The following is a 16542-nucleotide window of genomic DNA, read 5'->3' as shown; positions in this document are numbered from 1 at the left end:
CAGTGCCTGAGGCACGATCAAAGTTTTTGTCAAATAAAACAAAATCGTGGAGATCCTCAGGCATGTCTAATTTAGAAGAACTTTACTGCGGCGTCGATGACTTTTGCCAACAATTTATTCCTCTCTGGCATCAACAGTTAATTGAAAATGGCTTGCTCAAACGTCGCCGCGAAGCTTCCCTTTCTCTCAGTGAAGTCATGACTCTCCTCATTTTATTCCACATGAGCCATTATCGTGATTTTAAAACGTTTTATATTCAGCATGTTAAACACTATCTTAAGGCCGATTTTCCCAAATTGGTCAGCTATACCCGGATGTTAACCTTGAAGCAAAGGGCGCTCATTCCCCTCTGTGCTTTTCTTTCGTCACGCAAGGCTGAAACCCAGGGGATCGCTTTTATTGATTCAACCAAAATTGCCGTTTGTCACAACCTCCGTATTCCCCGTCATCGCGTATTTAAGGGCGTCGCACAGCGAGGAAAAACGAGTACAGGCGGTTTTATGGCTTTAAACTTCATCTGATTATCAATGATTGTAGTGAACTTTTGGCGGTTAAGTTGACCTCAGGAAATAAAGATGATCGTCATCCCGTCAAAGCGCGGGTACAAGGGTTAACAGGGTGTTTGTGGCGATAAAGGGTATTTGTCACAGGCCCTGTGCGATGAACTGGAAGCGGAAGGAATAACGTTAATCACTCATGTCCGTAATAACATGAAGGCAAAAGCGTTATCTCTCTGGGATAAGCTGATGTTAAGAAGGCGATTTTTGATATAAACGGTCGTGGATCAGCTCAAAAATATTTCTCAGATAGCGCATTCAAGACACCGCAGTCAGCTCGGTTTTTTATTGGAAATCGTCGCTGGCTTAATTGCTTATACATTCCAACCTAAAAAACCGAGCTTGGATTTACGGGATTGTAATATCACTTTTTTTAAACCAAGCTGAGGTTAATAAGACACCATCACAATAATTTCACAAAATAATCACTGCCCCGAATAAAATCATTATTCAGGGCAGTTCAATAACACGGTGATTATTTAGATGGCGTCAGAGAAAACGTTAACGTTTCCAACGGCTGAAGGGTAATCAGCGCTGTTTTATTGATAAACTTCGGCACCGAGTTGTTCTCGCCATAGTCTATCTTAACGTCATATACCGAAGGCTGATTATCAGGTAATTCAAGATCGCTTTGCAGATCCAGATAATATTGTTTCACCTCATCAGCAGGATTACGCAAAGTAATAATCGACTTTTTCGGACTCCAGGCTCCCCAACCATACACCGCTAGATCGGAAGGATCTTTACCAATCCAATGGGTATCAAACAGCACATCTTTATTTTCCTCTGACCATTTCGCCGCATTTGCCAGCGTATCCCAATCCTCTGTGGTCAACAGTTCAGGCGTAACATACATCTCCTGTAACTGAGTGCCACTGCCAAAATAGCTCCAAACCTGATCGGCAAAATCTTTAGGTGACTGTTTATCCAGATGCTTAGCCTGTTTAGCATAAACAATACCATGCAGCATCAACGAATTCAGTGGGAACAGCGGCCCATTTCTTACGACATTACGATAAGTTTCCGCATCACGGTAGGTAAGCCACTGCTGCACTTTGGAACCTTTACCGTAAAACTCCACATCATAGCCACCACGCCAAATAGAATCGGCGAAAAATAGCCAGGAAGGCGTGGCTTTGGTGCCCGTGGTCAAGTTGATAAACAGATCATTTCCTGTACCGCGCATATCTTCAATAAGATGGATAGCGGCATCAAAATCACTGGTGAATGAACTCCCTTTAATCACACGATCAGCATTGCCGGTGCCATCTAGCTTAAACATGGATACATTTTGTTGTTGAATCAGGTTGAGCACCCGGTTATGGAAATTGGCGTAGTAATTAGGGCCTGAAAGCGCAAATCGGCCATCTATCACTTCATAACCAAACTCCTCCGCATGAGAAACACGTTGCTCACCGGGTTTACCATAACCGCCCCAAGGAGAAAGCCAAATACCTAAACGAGCACGATATTGATCTGCCGCCTGTTTAAGATTTTTGAATTCATGGGGAAATGCCTCACTAAAACCCCAATCTCCTTTGAGGTTATCCCAACCATCATCAAACAGATAACCACTCAACTTCACATCGCGCTTAGTCACCAACTCCTGCCCAAACTGATTGATACGGGTCAACGCCTCTTGTTCGGTATAAGGAGTGAAGAAACCAATATCGTACCAAGAGTTGTAATGCAGGTAAGGGCTGTATTTACGCGGACGAGCGTTGTTTAAAAATTCATTGACGTTGCGCCGCAATTGCCCTTCTTGATAAACACCAATATACGTCTTATAACTTAACGTTTTCCCCGGCTCTAACGGGATAGAGAGTGCAATTTTTTGCGAAGTGTCCCCTTTATAAGCCTCAGTGTTAATCAATGGATTACCGGGAACAATAAAGAATCTATCGCTGATAATCGGTGAACTGACGATAGAGCCGTGAACAAAAGCGGTTTTAGTGTGGAATGGTATCAACGAGACGGAGCTGAGTTCCAACGCGTTTTCCTGCGGTGTAATAGTGATTTCAAACGAGCCGTACTTATCTTTACCTTCCACAGTAATTATATTGCTTACCTGAATGTCGCCATGTTTCAAGGAAACAACAATACGATTGTGCTTTTTGCTGATATCAGTAATCTGAAAATCTTTAGCCGTGAGCTTCTCTCCTGATTTCAACGTGATTTCAAACAGACTGTCAGTAATGATTTGATCGTGGTTTTTCGGATTTTCAAATTTTAGTTGCGTCACTTTACCGTGTTCATCGCTAACCGCTACATGATAATTGTCACCCTCCAATCGCCAGCTATCTGCCCAGACTGGAGCGCCATAAAACACGGAACTGGCTAATAAACTCAACGTAATTTTATTTAACGTTCTTATTTTCACAGCAGTTTCCTTATAGTCAGAATGAAAAAACAGAATCTTCACGAATACAGCTTGCCTGTACTGCCACAAATCCGGATCTTTTCTTCTACTACTGCCTGCATAGCCTGTTTTCCCGGCGCGATATATTTACGTGGATCATTAGCATCTGGATGCTGGATGAAATAGCGCTTTACCGCATCAGCAAAAGCAATTTTCAGATCGGTCGCCACATTGACTTTACATACGCCAAGACCAATCGCCTGCTGTATCATCACTTCAGGAATACCCGATGCGCCATGCAGCACCAACGGAATATTCACCTGTTCACAGATTGCAGCTAACCGATCAAAATCCAGATGCGGTTCACCATGATATAAACCATGCGCAGAGCCAATCGCTACCGCCAGAGAATCAATACCGGTACGGGCAACAAAGGCTTTTGCTGCCAGCGGATCGGTAAAAAAACTATCGGCATTGGAGACCTGCAAATCATCTTCCTGCCCGCCTAGCCGCCCCAATTCCGCCTCAACGCTAACATCGTAACGATGGCAAAATCGTACCACCTCAGCCACCTTACGAATATTCTCCTCAAAGGGTAAATGCGAGCCATCAATCATTACTGAACGTACACCTGCGGTCACTTTATGGCTGATATCCTCCAATTCCTCATGATGATCGAGATGCAATGCCAGTGGCAAATTGTGGCGGCGAGCGGCATCCTGACAGATTGACACCAGGTAGTCAGTCCCCGCATAACTGAAAGTGCCCGGCGTACCCGCCAGAATAACCGGTGATGCCAGGCGGGCAGCGGTTTCCGCTACCACCTGGATAGTTTCCAGATTATGGACGTTGAAAGCAGGAACCGCATAACCTTCACGCAGAGCCTTTTTCAGCATTTGACGGCTGGAAATCAGGTACATACAAGCTCCTTAAATGCCATCCAGATTCAGGCTGTCATATCGCCGTTTCTGTTGTTCATGCCACAGGCTGGTCAATCCCCGCCGCCCACATTCCAGCGCCATATCACGAAAGGTTTCCAGCGCCATACCTTCACGGTCCAGCATCATTTCTACCACCAACTGCATATTAGTCCCGGTGATAACTTCATAACGTGGATTGACTATCGCCAGTTGTGCCGCCTGCCGAAACGGTGATCCGCCTAGCAAATCACTGAGGATAATCACACCATCGCCACTATCACAGGCGGAGCAAGCCGCCTCCAGCAACACCAATAATTTTTCAGTGCTGATCCCTTCTGGAAAATCGACAGCACAACACTGGGGCTGTTGCCCTACGACCTGCTCCACCGCCTGCAACAAACCACTGGCAAAATACCCATGACCGGTGATTACAATACCTAACATGCCATCTCCTCAGTGCGCTTGTTAAAGAAAACCAACAAATTTACCCACAATGCCGATCACCACCGTCAAACCAATCAACTTGACCGGCGAAAATCCTTTTTTCATCAGCCAAAACACCAGCAGGGTGAAACATAACGGCAATAAATTAGGCATCAGTTTATCCAGCACATCCTTTTGCAACGCCACACTAGCCTTACCGGCGTTGACCACCACCGGAGTCGAGAGATGAACATAGGAAGCCACCAATGCCCCGATCACCGTCATTCCCACGATTGATGCCGCATGGGAGATCTTTTTGGTATGTTTTTTTAGCAATACCAGCGCACTGGTTCCGGTACGATAACCATAATGCGCCAGACCAAAGCGCAAGCCAAAATGTACGATATTGAACAGTAACAGAAATACGAGGGGGCCAAACAGACTGCCCTGTAGCGCCAGAGATGCCCCAATCCCAGCACAGATGGGTAACAGCGTCAGCCAGAACAACGCATCACCAATCCCGCCCAGCGGCCCCATTAGCGCGACTTTCACGGCACGGATAGTAGAAATTTTCTCTTTATTCCGTTCCATCGCCAACACCAACCCGGACAGGAAGGTGACATCAAACGGATGCACATTGATAAATTCCATGTGCATTTTCATAGAATTCGCCAGATCTTGCGGATCCCTATGGATCTTACGCAGCCCAGGGATCAAGGTGTACAACCAGCCTCCCGCCTGCATACGCTCATAGTTAAATGATGCCTGTAACAACAGGGAGCGCCACGCCATACGATTCAGATCGCGGTTAGTCAGCTCTTCACCTGGTGTACTGTCCTGATAATCATCCTGCTCAACCTGACTGGTTGCTAGTGCCTGCGCCATCCCTTTCTCAGCTTTAGCCGCCATAGCAGCATCGGTATCGTTAAATGCCATCTTCCATCTCCTGAGATTGGGTGGTAGGTGCGCCGCGTTCAGCTGCATCTTCTATACGGGAACGGTTAAAGAAATCGATTAATGCTATCGCCAATGCGCCGAGTGCTACGGCAATAATTGGCATATTAAGGAACGTGACCGAAATAAAGCCCAGAATGAAATAAGCTATATAGGTCTTTTTCATCATGATTTTCATCAGCATGGAAAAACCGATGGCAGGCATCATTCCGCCAGCAACGGCCAACCCGTCCAACAACCACTGCGGCGCTTTCTGCACCATGACGCTGGCAGCGTCGGCACCAAAATAGACTGGCAAAAACGCCACAATAAAGTAGAAGCAAAACAAAATGGTGATACCCAGATAGTTCACACGTTCCACACCGCGCCAATTCAACGCTTTCACCATCTGATCGCATTTATGCATCATGGGTGAGAACAGGGTAAACAACAGCGTAATACAGCCTTGTACCGCAATGGAAAATGGTACCGCTATACCAATCGCCACTTTAGGATCGGCCTGAGTCAAAATAGCAAATGCGGTACCAATTACCCCACCAATCACCACATTTGGCGGTTGAGCACCAGCCAGTGGCACCATTCCCATCCAGACCAGCTCCAGCGTCCCCCCTACCAGCAAACCCGTCTGTACATCCCCTAAAATCAACCCGACCAGCGGGCCAATCACCACTGGGCGGTGAAAATGGGTCAATCCATCAAACAGATCCACTCCCGCCAACCCGGCCAGTAATCCAATCAATATCGCATCAATCAGCATAACTCACCTCTTTAGAACAACAGTTTATCGATAAGCTCTCCCGCTTCATCCGGTACCCGCCGTATCTCGCAGGTAACACCCAGTTGCTCTAGTTCACGAAACACCACTACGTCACTATCATCAACCGAAACAGTCTTATGGATCTGGCGCTTCCCTTCAGCAAAATGCATATTGCCCACGTTAACAAATCGGATCGGCACTCCCCCCTTAACCAGCGTCAGTACATCTTGCGGTGTTTTACAAACGATAAAAATTTTCTGGCGTTCAGCCGCTTTATGGATCACATCAATGGTTTTTTGCAGAGTGAAATAGCGGGTCTGAATCCCATCGGAAACCACCATATCCATCAGGTTTTGCTGCATCAAATCACCGGCAACTTGATCGTTAGCCACCAATACCAAATTGGCCCCCAGTGAATTGGTCCAGGTCACACCTACCTGACCATGCACCAACCGGTTATCAATTCGGGTCATTAAAATATTCGGTATCGACATAATCACTCCTGCTTACATGCTGTTCTTTGTGAATAAGATGAGAGATAAGGATAAATTTCCACCCCCTTCACTACACGGTTGACCTCCCCTGTTGGACATGGATTGTCCGGCGTGATACCCAACGCCAGCGAGGTTTCAAACGCTAACATCTGCAAAAACATCAGATAGGGAAAAAGCAGCCAGATATCATCTTGTTCACTGTTAATCGCCGTTAATCCTTCCCCCGGCGTGCCACTCAGAGCAACAACCTGACGCGCCAGACCGTCATGATTCAGTTCATGCCACAAATCGAGATCATAACGACGACGATACTTATCAACAGAAAGCATCATGACCACCAGCGTATCGCGTTCGATCATAAACTTCGGCCCATGACGCACCCCCATCGACGAATCGTAACGGGTGGCGATATACCCGGCGGTCAGCTCCAGCATCTTGAGCGCCCCTTCTTCGGCTATACCGGTAAAACAGCTGGAACCCAAACACATCATGCGCTTAAAACCGCTGCGAGCCAGTCGCTTAGTCTGTACCTGCCACTGTCTCCACTCTCGCTCGCACAACGCAGCCATCGCCATTAGTGGCACACCACTCTGTTCCAGCGTTAACGGCCCCAACAGCAACGCTGTCGCCAACGTCATACAACTGAAACTGGATGTCATGGCAAAACTCTGGTCATGAGAACCCTGCGGCATATTCAATGAACAGACATGAGCGCGTCCTTCGGCATAACGTGCCAGTGCACCATCGGGATTGCAGGTCAACATCAGGTGATAACAGCGTGGTAGTATCTGATCGGCCAGTTTTACTGCTGCCACGCTCTCCGGACTATTGCCGGATCGCCCATAAGAAATCAGCAACGTTGAACGTGTTGGATCGAGGTATTGCAAAGGAGAAGGCACAATGTCCGTGGTGCTGTACGCAACCACATTCAGCCCGCACTGTTCACGCAACCAGGGAGCCAGCGCGCGCCCGACAAACGCGGATGAACCTGCGCCACACAGCACTATCTGTAACTGCGGATCAGACAACAAAGGCAGCAAAAAAGGTCGCCACAACGCTTCCTCACGTTGCAGGTTTTGATATAACTGACGCCAAAGCGCAGGCTGTTGGTGAATCTCTCTGGCAGTATGCAACGCGTGATGCTCACGCAGCCAGGCTTCGCTATAGAAAAACAGCTCATTCATACGAGAGCTCCTTGTGCCTCAGACTCACAAGCTTGGGCATAGCTCAAAAGCACAGAACGAATCTTGTCCAACACCCAGGCATGCGGGTCATTTTCCAACCTTCCCGCGTTAACTGCCTGCGCCTGTTCTGGCAGGTACTGACTCAGCAGTGAAAGGGAAACCGGATGACGGCGCAGATTATCTATCAAAGTATTCACGGCCTGTTGTACCTGCGGGTGCGGCCAGTAGTAACGCACGCGATCGCTCAAACTGTATTGACGATCAATAAACTGCTGATGCGGTGTACCGTGGTAATATCGGTTCCAGTATTCCGGCTGTTCAAGCATAACCTGTTCCAATATGGCGCACAGATTCGCCGCTGTCTGTTCCCCATTCCATTCACCATCAATTTTATCGAGCGCGAAAAGCGCCTCACGCAGAGCAAAAGTCAAAGCGGGACCGACTTTGAGAATAGCGAAATGATCACGAACCAATTCACGGTAAGCCTGTGCAGTTTGATAATCGGTAGAATGCGCTTCATAGACTAAGTAAGGCTGAGATTCGATATATTGACTCAGTGCCGCTGCACGTCCCGATTGATAATGTTCGACATTATGGTGATCGAACTCCACACCCGGCTGCACCACCAGCGCAATCACCCGCGGCCAGACCTGCTCCAGCCCGGCCAATCGCCAGGCTTGTTGATGTACATTCAACGTTGTGGCCGCTGCCTGAGGTGTCGTGACCTGCATTCCTTCCAACGCTTCTTTAGCGCCGCCCGGTACCGGCACTTCGGTGCCGATCACATAAACCGGTGATTCTCCCCCCACCTGCTGCCAGCAACGTTCTGCCACCTGGCACAAACGAGCCGCGCGTACCGCAATCTCATGATCACCAAGCGGTATTGGATCATCGGCGCAAGACATAGAGCAATCGAGGTGGATCTTACGAAATCCTGCGGCCACATAATCGTGTATCAACGTTTCAGCCAGTTTCATCGCTTCTGCTGCTGTGCGGTCCTGCCAAGCGTTCGGTCCAAGATGATCACCGCCCAGCCAAACACGATCACGCGGTAAACCGATAAGATCAGCTTGTCGCCAAACGGCATCACGGAACTGAGCGGGCTGCATACCGGTATAACCCCCAAACTGATTAACCTGATTAGACGTTGCTTCAATCAGTATCGGCGTCTTACGCTCTTTAGCGACGCGCAAAGCACTTTCCAATACCCAAGGGTGGGCGGAACAGACCGAATAGATCCCCACCGCTTCACCTGATTTATGGCGACGAATAAGTTGTAATAGTGACTGCATGGTGTCTCCCATGCGGGCAAAAACCCGGTTATAAACTCTTAGACAAGTTCTAATCTCTGTAAGAGTTATTCGTCGGCAATAACCACATCTACGCCGAATTCAGTTAATGCCCGCCTGTAGTTATCGGGGATCCGGCTGTCAGTAATCAGCCGATGAATCTGTCCAGCCTGACGGATCATACAAAAGCTTCTGCGCCCAAATTTACTGGCATCCGCCACAGCGATAATTTCATGCGCCACCTCACACATTACGCGATTAAGGTGAGCTTCGCCGGGATGTGGCGTGGTAATCCCTGCTTCCAGATCAAACCCATCGACACCAAGAAACAGAGTATTAAAGCGATACTGACGCAATTGCTGTTCCGCCGCCGGACCATAAAGCGAGTAGGAGTTCTGACGCACACTCCCGCCAAGCACCATCACCTCCATCCGATCAAATCCCGCCAGTTCATAGGCGATATTCAACGCGTTAGTCATGACTACCAAATCACGCCGCTCTTTAAGATATGGCACGATTTGGGTAGTCGTGGAGCCGGAGTCAAGGATCAAGGCATCACCATCCTTAACAAACTGTGCCGCCGTGGCCGCAATACGTGATTTCACATCACGATTCATCCGGCCTTTATCTTGCAGGGGGCGATCAAAGGCGAATTGCTGATTCAACATGGCGCCGCCATAAGAACGCAACGCACAACCTTTTTGCTCCAGATAACGCAGGTCATTTCGGATAGTGACGCTGGAAACCCCAAAACGGGAACTCAAATGCTCAACACGTACACTGCCCTCATGGCACAGCAGGTCGATAATCTGTTCACGTCTTTTTACAGTGTCCATTGCCATTCCGTTATGCTCCTCAGATTTCCAGCGACAAGCTCACGTCGCCTGTGATGAATTGCTTTCTCTCTCTTTCGATTAAATTACAACAAAAGCTATGAAATGAAATTGTGATCGGTGTTGCAGTCTATTATATAGACAAAATAAGGTGAAAAAAGTTTCGATTAGAAACAAAACGAAAGAAAATATTAGGCTCTATTGTTACTGATTATTTACCCCAAAATAAGCTTTCATCCGCTTTTTTAGTAGAAATTGATATAAAGAAACGAAAGCCCTGGGTTTTCAATCAGCAACCACAAAGTTTTATTTTGTCAGGTGATAGAGATCACAAATTTTGTGATTGGATGTACAAATCCTGATAAAATCCAGCACTGAACGCTCTCACTGTAATTAAGGACACACCACATGACAAAACGATTTTCGGTGCTGACTGGCGGGCTGCTGCTCGCTGCTTCTCTCGGCGCTCAGGCTTCGAATACACCCGATCAGTCCCATCTAACAAATACTGTTGATAAGACCATACATTCCCTGATGCAGGAATATGACATTCCAGGAATGGCGATTGCGGTAACTTTCCGCGGTCAGCATTTCTTCTATCAATACGGTGACGCGTCAAAAGAGAACAACACGCCGGTCACCAAAGAGACGATCTTTGAATTAGGCTCAGTCAGCAAAACCTTTACCGCCAGCCTGATTTCTTGGGCGCAAGTGACGGGAGCCATTTCCCTCTCCGATAAGGCCAGCCAGCATTTTCAACCACTTGCAGGCAGCGCCTTTGACAATATAAGCCTGCTAAATATTGCCACCTACACCGCGGGCGGCCTGCCATTACAGTTCCCTGATGAGATCGACAGCAATAGCAAAATGGTGAACTGGTATCAGCACTGGCAGCCGAAGTATGCGCCCGGAACTTACCGCCAATACTCCAATCCCAGCATTGGCCTGGCGGGCTATATCGCTGCCCAACGCCTTGGAAAACCTTACTCAATGCTGGTAACAAACCAAATTCTTTCACCGCTTGGTCTACATCATGCCCGGTTTAACGTGCCCGAACAGGATATGAAGAATTATGCCTGGGGTTATTCAAAAGAGAATAAACCGATTCGCGTAACCCCCGGCGTACTGGATGAAGAAGCCTATGGTCTGAAAGCCAGTGTGCAGGATATGATCAGCTTCGTTGATGCGAATATCGATCCTTCCCGCATAGGTGATAGCAAGCTGGCACAGGCCATTCGGGCAACCCATACCGGCTATTACCGGGTGGGGGAAATGACGCAAGGACTGGGCTGGGAGCTTTATCACTGGCCCGTTACCCTTGAGCAGGTACTGAGCGGCAACTCGGCGCAGATCGCTTATCAAGCCAACAAAACCACGGAACTATCGCCGCCGGAGCCGCCAACAGAGGCGCTTTTTATCAATAAAACCGGCGCCACCAATGGCTTCGGCGCGTATGTCGCGTTTGTGCCGCAAGAGCAAATGGGTATTGTGCTGCTAGCCAACAAAAACTACCCCAACGAGGCGCGCATCAAAGCGGCCTGGCAAATCCTCAATACGCTGAAATAACGTGCAATTACGTTAGATACAATGTCTGTTAGCAGCGACAACGCCTCCCACAGGAGGCGTTGTCTATGACATATCGAGTCATTAAGCAAGTAAGGCTTCCAGACCAGCGGTCACCGCCTCCATACGGTGACCACCTGAGTCCTCAATCACATAACGCTTGCCTACCTGAGAAGAGGCGTCCAGGCCAAAAATACCATGTTCGGCCTTCTGACTCAGCGGATCGCTACTGGTATTGATGTGGGTAACGTTGGCACTATCCAACTTGTCGGCCAGCCGATCACGCAATCCTACATGCAATCCCATGCTATTAAATGCGGTGACCTTGATCCCATGTTTGATGCCCGAATATTGCGCCAACCCACCGCCTAAAGAGTGACCCAGAACCTCAACTTTGCCGCCATATTGTTTGGTAAAGGCCTTGACCAAGCGATCAGCATCCTGAAACGCACTGTCCTTGATCCCTAAAGCAGCGCCAACATCACTCTTCACAGTACCAGGACGCTTGGTTGGTTGAGTGCCCACAAAGGAAAGCACCATGGTATCGTCACGCTTATAGACAGCAACCTTGAGCGCAGACCAAGCATCCCCCTCGAGGATTAAAGGCTCATTCTCCCCCTTGCCAGAGCGAACATGCAGGGTTAACTCACTGCCCGTCCCGCCACTGCCATTCTCCCGGCGAGCCAATATTGAGGACGGGATATCCGCCAAGGTGGCATGACTGTAACCAGCCGGCATATCCCTATAGCTACTGGAGCAACTGACTCTCGCCAATTGAGCCTCATCCATCACTGCTTTGGCTCCGACAGCATTCAACGGCTCTTGTTCCGCTTTAGCCACAAAGGCTGGTTTGGCGATCACCTTGGCGGAATTCAGCAATTGCTCGGCACGGGTTCCAGCCTGCAAACGATCGGACGCACCAAGCGGTAGATGTGAGACTCCTTTCATGCTGGGGTCTGTGACCGTTTGGTCAGGGCGCGAGCATACTTTGTTTGATATTTAGCCAAAGAAAACTTTTGCGCGGTAGTCATCACACCAGCTTGCTTTTTTAAGCTTATTTCTTTGGCTTGGTGCGCCACAATCACATTGTTTGACCATGTTCAAAACAAGACGCCGGAATAAGGCCAGATTCTCAATTGTGCCTTCCAGAACAATCCGTGAATCGTCTTCTTTAAAAACGACATCAAGAATATAGTGTTGGCTATTTTCAATTCGCCAATGCTGACGAATGTAATACCCCAGAGATTTATGTCGGGGTGAAAGCGAACTCACATAATACGAGGTATCTACTGTTCCTTTACCCTTTTGTGTCCGATGACGCTCAACCGCAATAATGCTACGTATTGTTGGCCATCTCTCGGCCATTTCCGGTGTGAATTTCGGTTTTAACTGGAATACATAGCGCTCTTCGCGTCGGCCATGGGCTTCTTGCTTGATTTCTGTCATCACTTGCTCTTTACCGGCATTAAACACGGCCTGAAATTGAGACTGAACGGCTTCCCACAACTTGGGTTGATTTTTCTTCACCTGCACAACCACATGTGCTTTCTTTTCGCTGATTTTTTCCAGTGTTTCACGCTGGCAATGTAGGGCATCAAGGGTCACGATACTGCCTTTTAGGTTAAGGATATCCAGCATCTGGCGGACGATACTGATTTCCCCATTTTTGGTCGCAGTCGCTTTCTGGCTTAACACCAATCCCGCCTCGGTATCATAGGCAGTGTATTATCAGCTCATCGTATTGCACTACATTAAGGCGTGCACACTGCGGACAATGGGCAACAAGTTAGGCATCTCCCATAACGAAGTAGCGAAACGGTTACAGGCTGCCGAGGGATTTATTGAAGGCGTCTTGGCGGTTTCAGAGGTCACATTAGAGTCAGATAAATGCGTGCAAAAAGAAACCGTTAACAAGATTGCGTAATTACAAAAGTCGGTATATTGTGATAAGAGTGATAGCAACGTCACACAGCTTATTAATTTCAGACCTCGCCCAGTGCGGGGTTTTTTGCTTTCTGTCAGTAGTCAGCTTTGAGCTTACGGCTCAGTATCTGCCAAATTATAAGCCCTGCTACGGCTGGGATTTGATTGAGATAGAAATCTGACCTCAGTAATATTGATTGGCGATTTATCAATAAGATGAAATTACCTTTAACGAATAATAAGTGAGGGATTTATGTCTGAAGTTAATAAGCTAAAGAATACTATATGTCCGTTTGATCCAGACCAATATAAGAAAAAAATTGATGTTGAGGTTGATGGTATTCCACCTGTCGGCTCTCTTCCATGGGCGCTAATTCAAGTGTACTTCGGAAAGATATTGGGCCGTAGTAAATGGAATGCTAATGAATACATACAGCTTACTGCTAAAAGCGGTGGTGGTGTGCCAGTTCATATTGAGAAGCATGACCGACAAAGTTTTCCATTTCCTTGGGAGCCAACACCAGAAGACTTGATGGCTTGTGATTGGAAATTAGTGAAGGCAGAAGATTGTATGCTGTCTTTTGACCTTATGGTAGGGACTAGCAAATATGCTAGCGATAGTGGGCAAGTGTGGGGGTATTTGACTCCAAGTGGGATTGACTTTAGGAGTGTTGGCTCGCCTTTTGGCACTTTGACTAATCTTCAAAATACGATAGGTATTGGAAACATCTTAGAGTTCATGCTAGTTGAAAATACCATTGGAACTTTTGGGAGTATTGCCTTGCAGTTTGATACCCAAAACCAACCAGACTTAGGGGGTAAGAATCTTGAAGTAACGGTTGATGGTTCAACTTATAGTCTTGGTTCTAGAACAGGCTCTACAACTTATTTCATCTATCATTCTGGTGGCGCCCCAAAACTAGGCGATCTACTGAAACAAAACGTCAGTAAAACGCTGCATTTTTGCCTCAACTGGAAATAATCTCCAAGTCTACACGCATACTCAAGCCTCGAACTCGCGGGGCTTTTTCATTTCTAATTTCCCCGCTTTTCGTCGATTCAGGAAAACCATTGTGAATCTCAGTGACATAACACTCATTAACGACGACGCGCTAACATTTATCAGAACACTACCGGACAACTGCATTGACCTGATCGCCACTGACCCGCCCTATTATCAGATGAAAGAGCACCAATGGGATAACCAGTGGAAAGATGTCACCACTTATCTTGCGTGGCTGGATGAAGTGCTGGCTGAATTCTGGCGGGTACTGAAACCGAACGGCAGCCTGTATATGTTCTGTGGGTCGCGTCTGGCGTCTGATACGGAACTGCTCGTGCGTGAACGGTTCAATGTGTTAAACCATATTATCTGGGCGAAACCGTCCGGCCCGTGGCGCAGACAAAATAAAGAAAGTCTAAGGATGTTTTTCCCGGCCACCGAGCGGATTATTTTTGCCGAACATTACGGGGGATTTGATTACCCGAAGGATAATGGACGTTACCGCCAATATCAGGCGCTGAGCGGGACGGTATTTAAACCCCTGATAGATTACTTTCAAAATGCTTTGAAAGCGTCAGGCGTCAGGGTGAAAGACATCAATCAGGCGACGGGCAAGCAGATGTCACGCCACTGGTTCAGCGAGAGTCAATGGTCGTTACCCAATGAAACGGACTATCAAAAGCTGCAGCTTTTGTTTGGCGGGAAACTGAACCGGCCATATCAAGAGCTGGTGGCAGAATACCAACGTTTATCACGGCAACACAAGGACGCGCTGAAACAGCAAGATTACACGTCATTGCGCCGCTCGTTCTCCGTCACACCCGATGTCCCCTATACCGATGTCTGGCAGTTTGCGCCTGTCCAATATTCTCCGAGCAAGCATCCCTGCGAAAAGCCCGCGGACCTGATGACGCATATTATCCAGTCCAGCAGCAAAGAAGGGGATATGGTAACCGATTTCTTTATGGGTTCCGGGGCGACACTGAAAGCGGCGTTAAAACTCAATCGTCGTGTGTTAGGGGTTGAACTGGAAGCAGAACGGTTTAAGCAGACTGAGCGAGAGATCGGGCAGTTGTCAGCTCTGAGTTTACAACTCGAACGGGTTAGAGAACACCATTATATGCCAGATAAATCAATGTGTTAATCTGATTTTCAGCGAAAAAGAGAACACCCCTCCTTCATCACGGATAACAGTTTCCAACTCTCCGGTAATTCCGGATAGTTCAAATTCGAGGCTGCGCATGGCGTGGCTTTTTTTTATTTAAGAGAGGTAGTTATGAAATTTGAAGATTTACCAGTCGATATTCAGTTGGTTGCCGCAAGTTGCTTGTCTCGATTAATTATTGAGCGCCCACATATTGAAAAAGAGCCAATGGAGAAATTGGCTCGGAATATTAAAAATGCCTTTGTTAGTTTATGTTACCAAAATTAATATCTTTTTTGCTTTTTTCAAAATGAACTTTAAGTTCATCGAAAGTTTTAATGATGGCTTTAGATTTGGAGTCAGTGCCGGTACGGCTATATTCCCCCGCTCTAATTAGCTCAACCACAATTCTGTATGCAGCCTCGACTGGTTCATACTCTGGGTGTGGTAATTTTTCTGACATAACATTCCTTCTTTTCCGAAGCTAATCAGCCATCGTGATGCCGCGCGCGATAAATCTCGCCTATCCGCTCGATAAATGAAGCGACAATTGCGTTTCATCTATTAAAAAATTTTTACACAACTAGCGTCATAAATATGACTGTAATTTATTCAATTTACCCATTTTTCCTTTAAATCTGTAGCACGGTAACTAATTCCGCACAGTTAGGCGATATATTCTGCACTCATTAATGTGGGGTTGAGACCTCTATCATTATGCACGGTGCCGAATAAAATGCCTTATCAAATGAAAATGGTTGGAATGGCTTGCTTTTTTATTTTTGTTTCTTTTGGTTGTTGCTCTGCTGTCACGTTGTTTGACCATTTTCAAAACAACACGCCGGAATAAGGCCAGATTCTCAATTGCACCTTCCAAAACAATCCGTGAATCATCTTCTTTAAAACCGACATCAAGAATATAGCGCTGGCTATTTTCAATTCCCCAATGCTGACCAATGTAATACCCCCCGAGATTTATGTCTGGGGGAAAGCGAACTCCCCTTATTGGGAGGGATCCACAGGTCCTTTACCCTTTTGGGTCCCAGGCCGGTCAAACATAAATATGCTTCAAAAAATTGGCCCTTTCCCCCCCCGGTTTCCCCGTGGGGTTTCCGTTTTTCCAAAAAAAAACCGCCCTC

The 16542-nt window shown here is 47.3% G+C and carries 16 protein-coding genes and 3 pseudogenes; 6 read left to right on the top strand and 13 right to left on the bottom strand.

Features of this window, described 5'->3' with window-relative positions; all coding sequences use genetic code 11:
• Positions 1 to 62 precede the first annotated feature (62 nt).
• Positions 63 to 944: pseudogene (locus tag PTE_RS24685) on the top strand (IS982 family transposase).
• A gap of 88 nt (positions 945 to 1032) precedes the next feature.
• Here PTE_RS24685 and PTE_RS19545 read toward each other — a convergent pair.
• From PTE_RS19545 to agaR, 9 genes are all read right to left on the bottom strand, one after another.
• Positions 1033 to 2937, bottom strand: a complete 1905-nt coding sequence (locus PTE_RS19545; RefSeq protein WP_036850223.1) for a hypothetical protein — start codon at positions 2935 to 2937, stop codon at positions 1033 to 1035.
• A 38-nt stretch (positions 2938 to 2975) separates the two neighbouring features.
• The gene (locus tag PTE_RS19540; protein ID WP_036849726.1) at positions 2976 to 3836 is read right to left on the bottom strand and encodes a tagatose bisphosphate family class II aldolase; all 861 of its coding nucleotides are present in this window, start codon (positions 3834 to 3836) and stop codon (positions 2976 to 2978) included.
• Positions 3837 to 3845: 9 nt separating this feature from the next.
• A complete protein-coding gene (agaF, locus tag PTE_RS19535) occupies positions 3846 to 4280 on the bottom strand; it encodes a PTS galactosamine/N-acetylgalactosamine transporter subunit IIA (protein WP_036849725.1) in 435 nt (144 codons plus the stop codon).
• A 21-nt stretch (positions 4281 to 4301) separates the two neighbouring features.
• Positions 4302 to 5195, bottom strand: coding sequence for a PTS system mannose/fructose/sorbose family transporter subunit IID (locus tag PTE_RS19530; protein ID WP_036849724.1), 894 nt, complete (start codon positions 5193 to 5195; stop codon positions 4302 to 4304).
• A complete protein-coding gene (gene agaW / locus PTE_RS19525) occupies positions 5185 to 5970 on the bottom strand; it encodes a PTS N-acetylgalactosamine transporter subunit IIC (RefSeq protein ID WP_036849723.1) in 786 nt (261 codons plus the stop codon). Before agaW ends, PTE_RS19530 begins: the two co-directional genes overlap by 11 nt.
• An 11-nt stretch (positions 5971 to 5981) precedes the next feature.
• Entirely contained in the window at positions 5982 to 6464 is a 483-nt protein-coding gene (gene agaV, locus PTE_RS19520; protein ID WP_152963109.1) for a PTS N-acetylgalactosamine transporter subunit IIB, read from the bottom strand.
• A gap of 2 nt (positions 6465 to 6466) precedes the next feature.
• Positions 6467 to 7648 carry an AgaS family sugar isomerase gene (locus PTE_RS19515; RefSeq protein WP_036849722.1) on the bottom strand — a complete coding sequence of 394 codons (1182 nt, stop codon included), beginning with the start codon at positions 7646 to 7648 and terminating at the stop codon, positions 6467 to 6469.
• A complete protein-coding gene (locus tag PTE_RS19510) occupies positions 7645 to 8940 on the bottom strand; it encodes a D-tagatose-bisphosphate aldolase, class II, non-catalytic subunit (protein WP_036849721.1) in 1296 nt (431 codons plus the stop codon). Before PTE_RS19510 ends, PTE_RS19515 begins: the two co-directional genes overlap by 4 nt.
• Positions 8941 to 9005: 65 nt before the next feature.
• On the bottom strand, positions 9006 to 9779 hold the full coding sequence (agaR, locus tag PTE_RS19505; RefSeq protein ID WP_036849720.1) for a transcriptional repressor AgaR: 774 nt from the start codon (positions 9777 to 9779) through the stop codon (positions 9006 to 9008).
• A 399-nt stretch (positions 9780 to 10178) separates the two neighbouring features.
• Between agaR and ampC the strand changes: the two genes are divergently transcribed.
• A complete protein-coding gene (ampC, locus tag PTE_RS19500) occupies positions 10179 to 11336 on the top strand; it encodes a class C beta-lactamase (protein ID WP_036849719.1) in 1158 nt (385 codons plus the stop codon).
• Between the two features lie 81 nt (positions 11337 to 11417).
• Here the strand turns inward: ampC and PTE_RS19495 are convergent, their stop codons facing one another.
• On the bottom strand, positions 11418 to 12281 hold the full coding sequence (locus PTE_RS19495) for a Tle-like phospholipase domain-containing protein (RefSeq protein ID WP_036849718.1): 864 nt from the start codon (positions 12279 to 12281) through the stop codon (positions 11418 to 11420).
• A gap of 51 nt (positions 12282 to 12332) precedes the next feature.
• Positions 12333 to 13055, bottom strand: a pseudogene (locus tag PTE_RS19490) (ISAs1 family transposase); the annotation flags it as partial.
• On the opposite strand from PTE_RS19490, the gene PTE_RS19485 reads away from it, so the two are divergent.
• The 4 genes from PTE_RS19485 to PTE_RS25860 all read left to right on the top strand — a co-directional run bounded on the left by PTE_RS19485 (position 13054) and on the right by PTE_RS25860 (position 15691).
• Positions 13054 to 13257, top strand: a complete 204-nt coding sequence (locus PTE_RS19485) for an antiterminator Q family protein (RefSeq protein WP_081738276.1) — start codon at positions 13054 to 13056, stop codon at positions 13255 to 13257. The pseudogene PTE_RS19490 and the gene PTE_RS19485 overlap by 2 nt on opposite strands.
• A gap of 252 nt (positions 13258 to 13509) precedes the next feature.
• Entirely contained in the window at positions 13510 to 14238 is a 729-nt protein-coding gene (locus tag PTE_RS19480) for a Thoeris anti-defense Tad2 family protein (RefSeq protein ID WP_036849716.1), read from the top strand.
• Between the two features lie 91 nt (positions 14239 to 14329).
• Complete coding sequence (locus PTE_RS19475) at positions 14330 to 15403, top strand: DNA-methyltransferase (protein ID WP_051477474.1); 1074 nt, start codon at positions 14330 to 14332, stop codon at positions 15401 to 15403.
• Positions 15404 to 15535: 132 nt separating this feature from the next.
• Positions 15536 to 15691 (top strand): hypothetical protein, encoded by a 156-nt coding sequence (locus PTE_RS25860; RefSeq protein WP_152963113.1) that lies wholly within the window; start codon positions 15536 to 15538, stop codon positions 15689 to 15691.
• On the opposite strand, the gene PTE_RS19470 is transcribed toward PTE_RS25860, so the two are convergent.
• Together PTE_RS19470 and PTE_RS26660 are read right to left on the bottom strand one after the other, a co-directional pair.
• Entirely contained in the window at positions 15669 to 15866 is a 198-nt protein-coding gene (locus PTE_RS19470; protein WP_036849715.1) for a hypothetical protein, read from the bottom strand. The two genes, PTE_RS25860 and PTE_RS19470, sit on opposite strands and share 23 nt — an antisense overlap.
• A gap of 252 nt (positions 15867 to 16118) precedes the next feature.
• Positions 16119 to 16471, bottom strand: a pseudogene (locus PTE_RS26660) (ISAs1 family transposase); the annotation flags it as partial.
• Positions 16472 to 16542 lie beyond the last annotated feature (71 nt).

The sequence above is a fragment of the Photorhabdus khanii NC19 genome, from assembly GCF_000517265.1.
Lineage (GTDB): Bacteria > Pseudomonadota > Gammaproteobacteria > Enterobacterales > Enterobacteriaceae > Photorhabdus > Photorhabdus khanii.
Note: the sequence above shows the minus strand (reverse complement) of the source record. Positions and strands in the feature narration are given on the sequence as shown.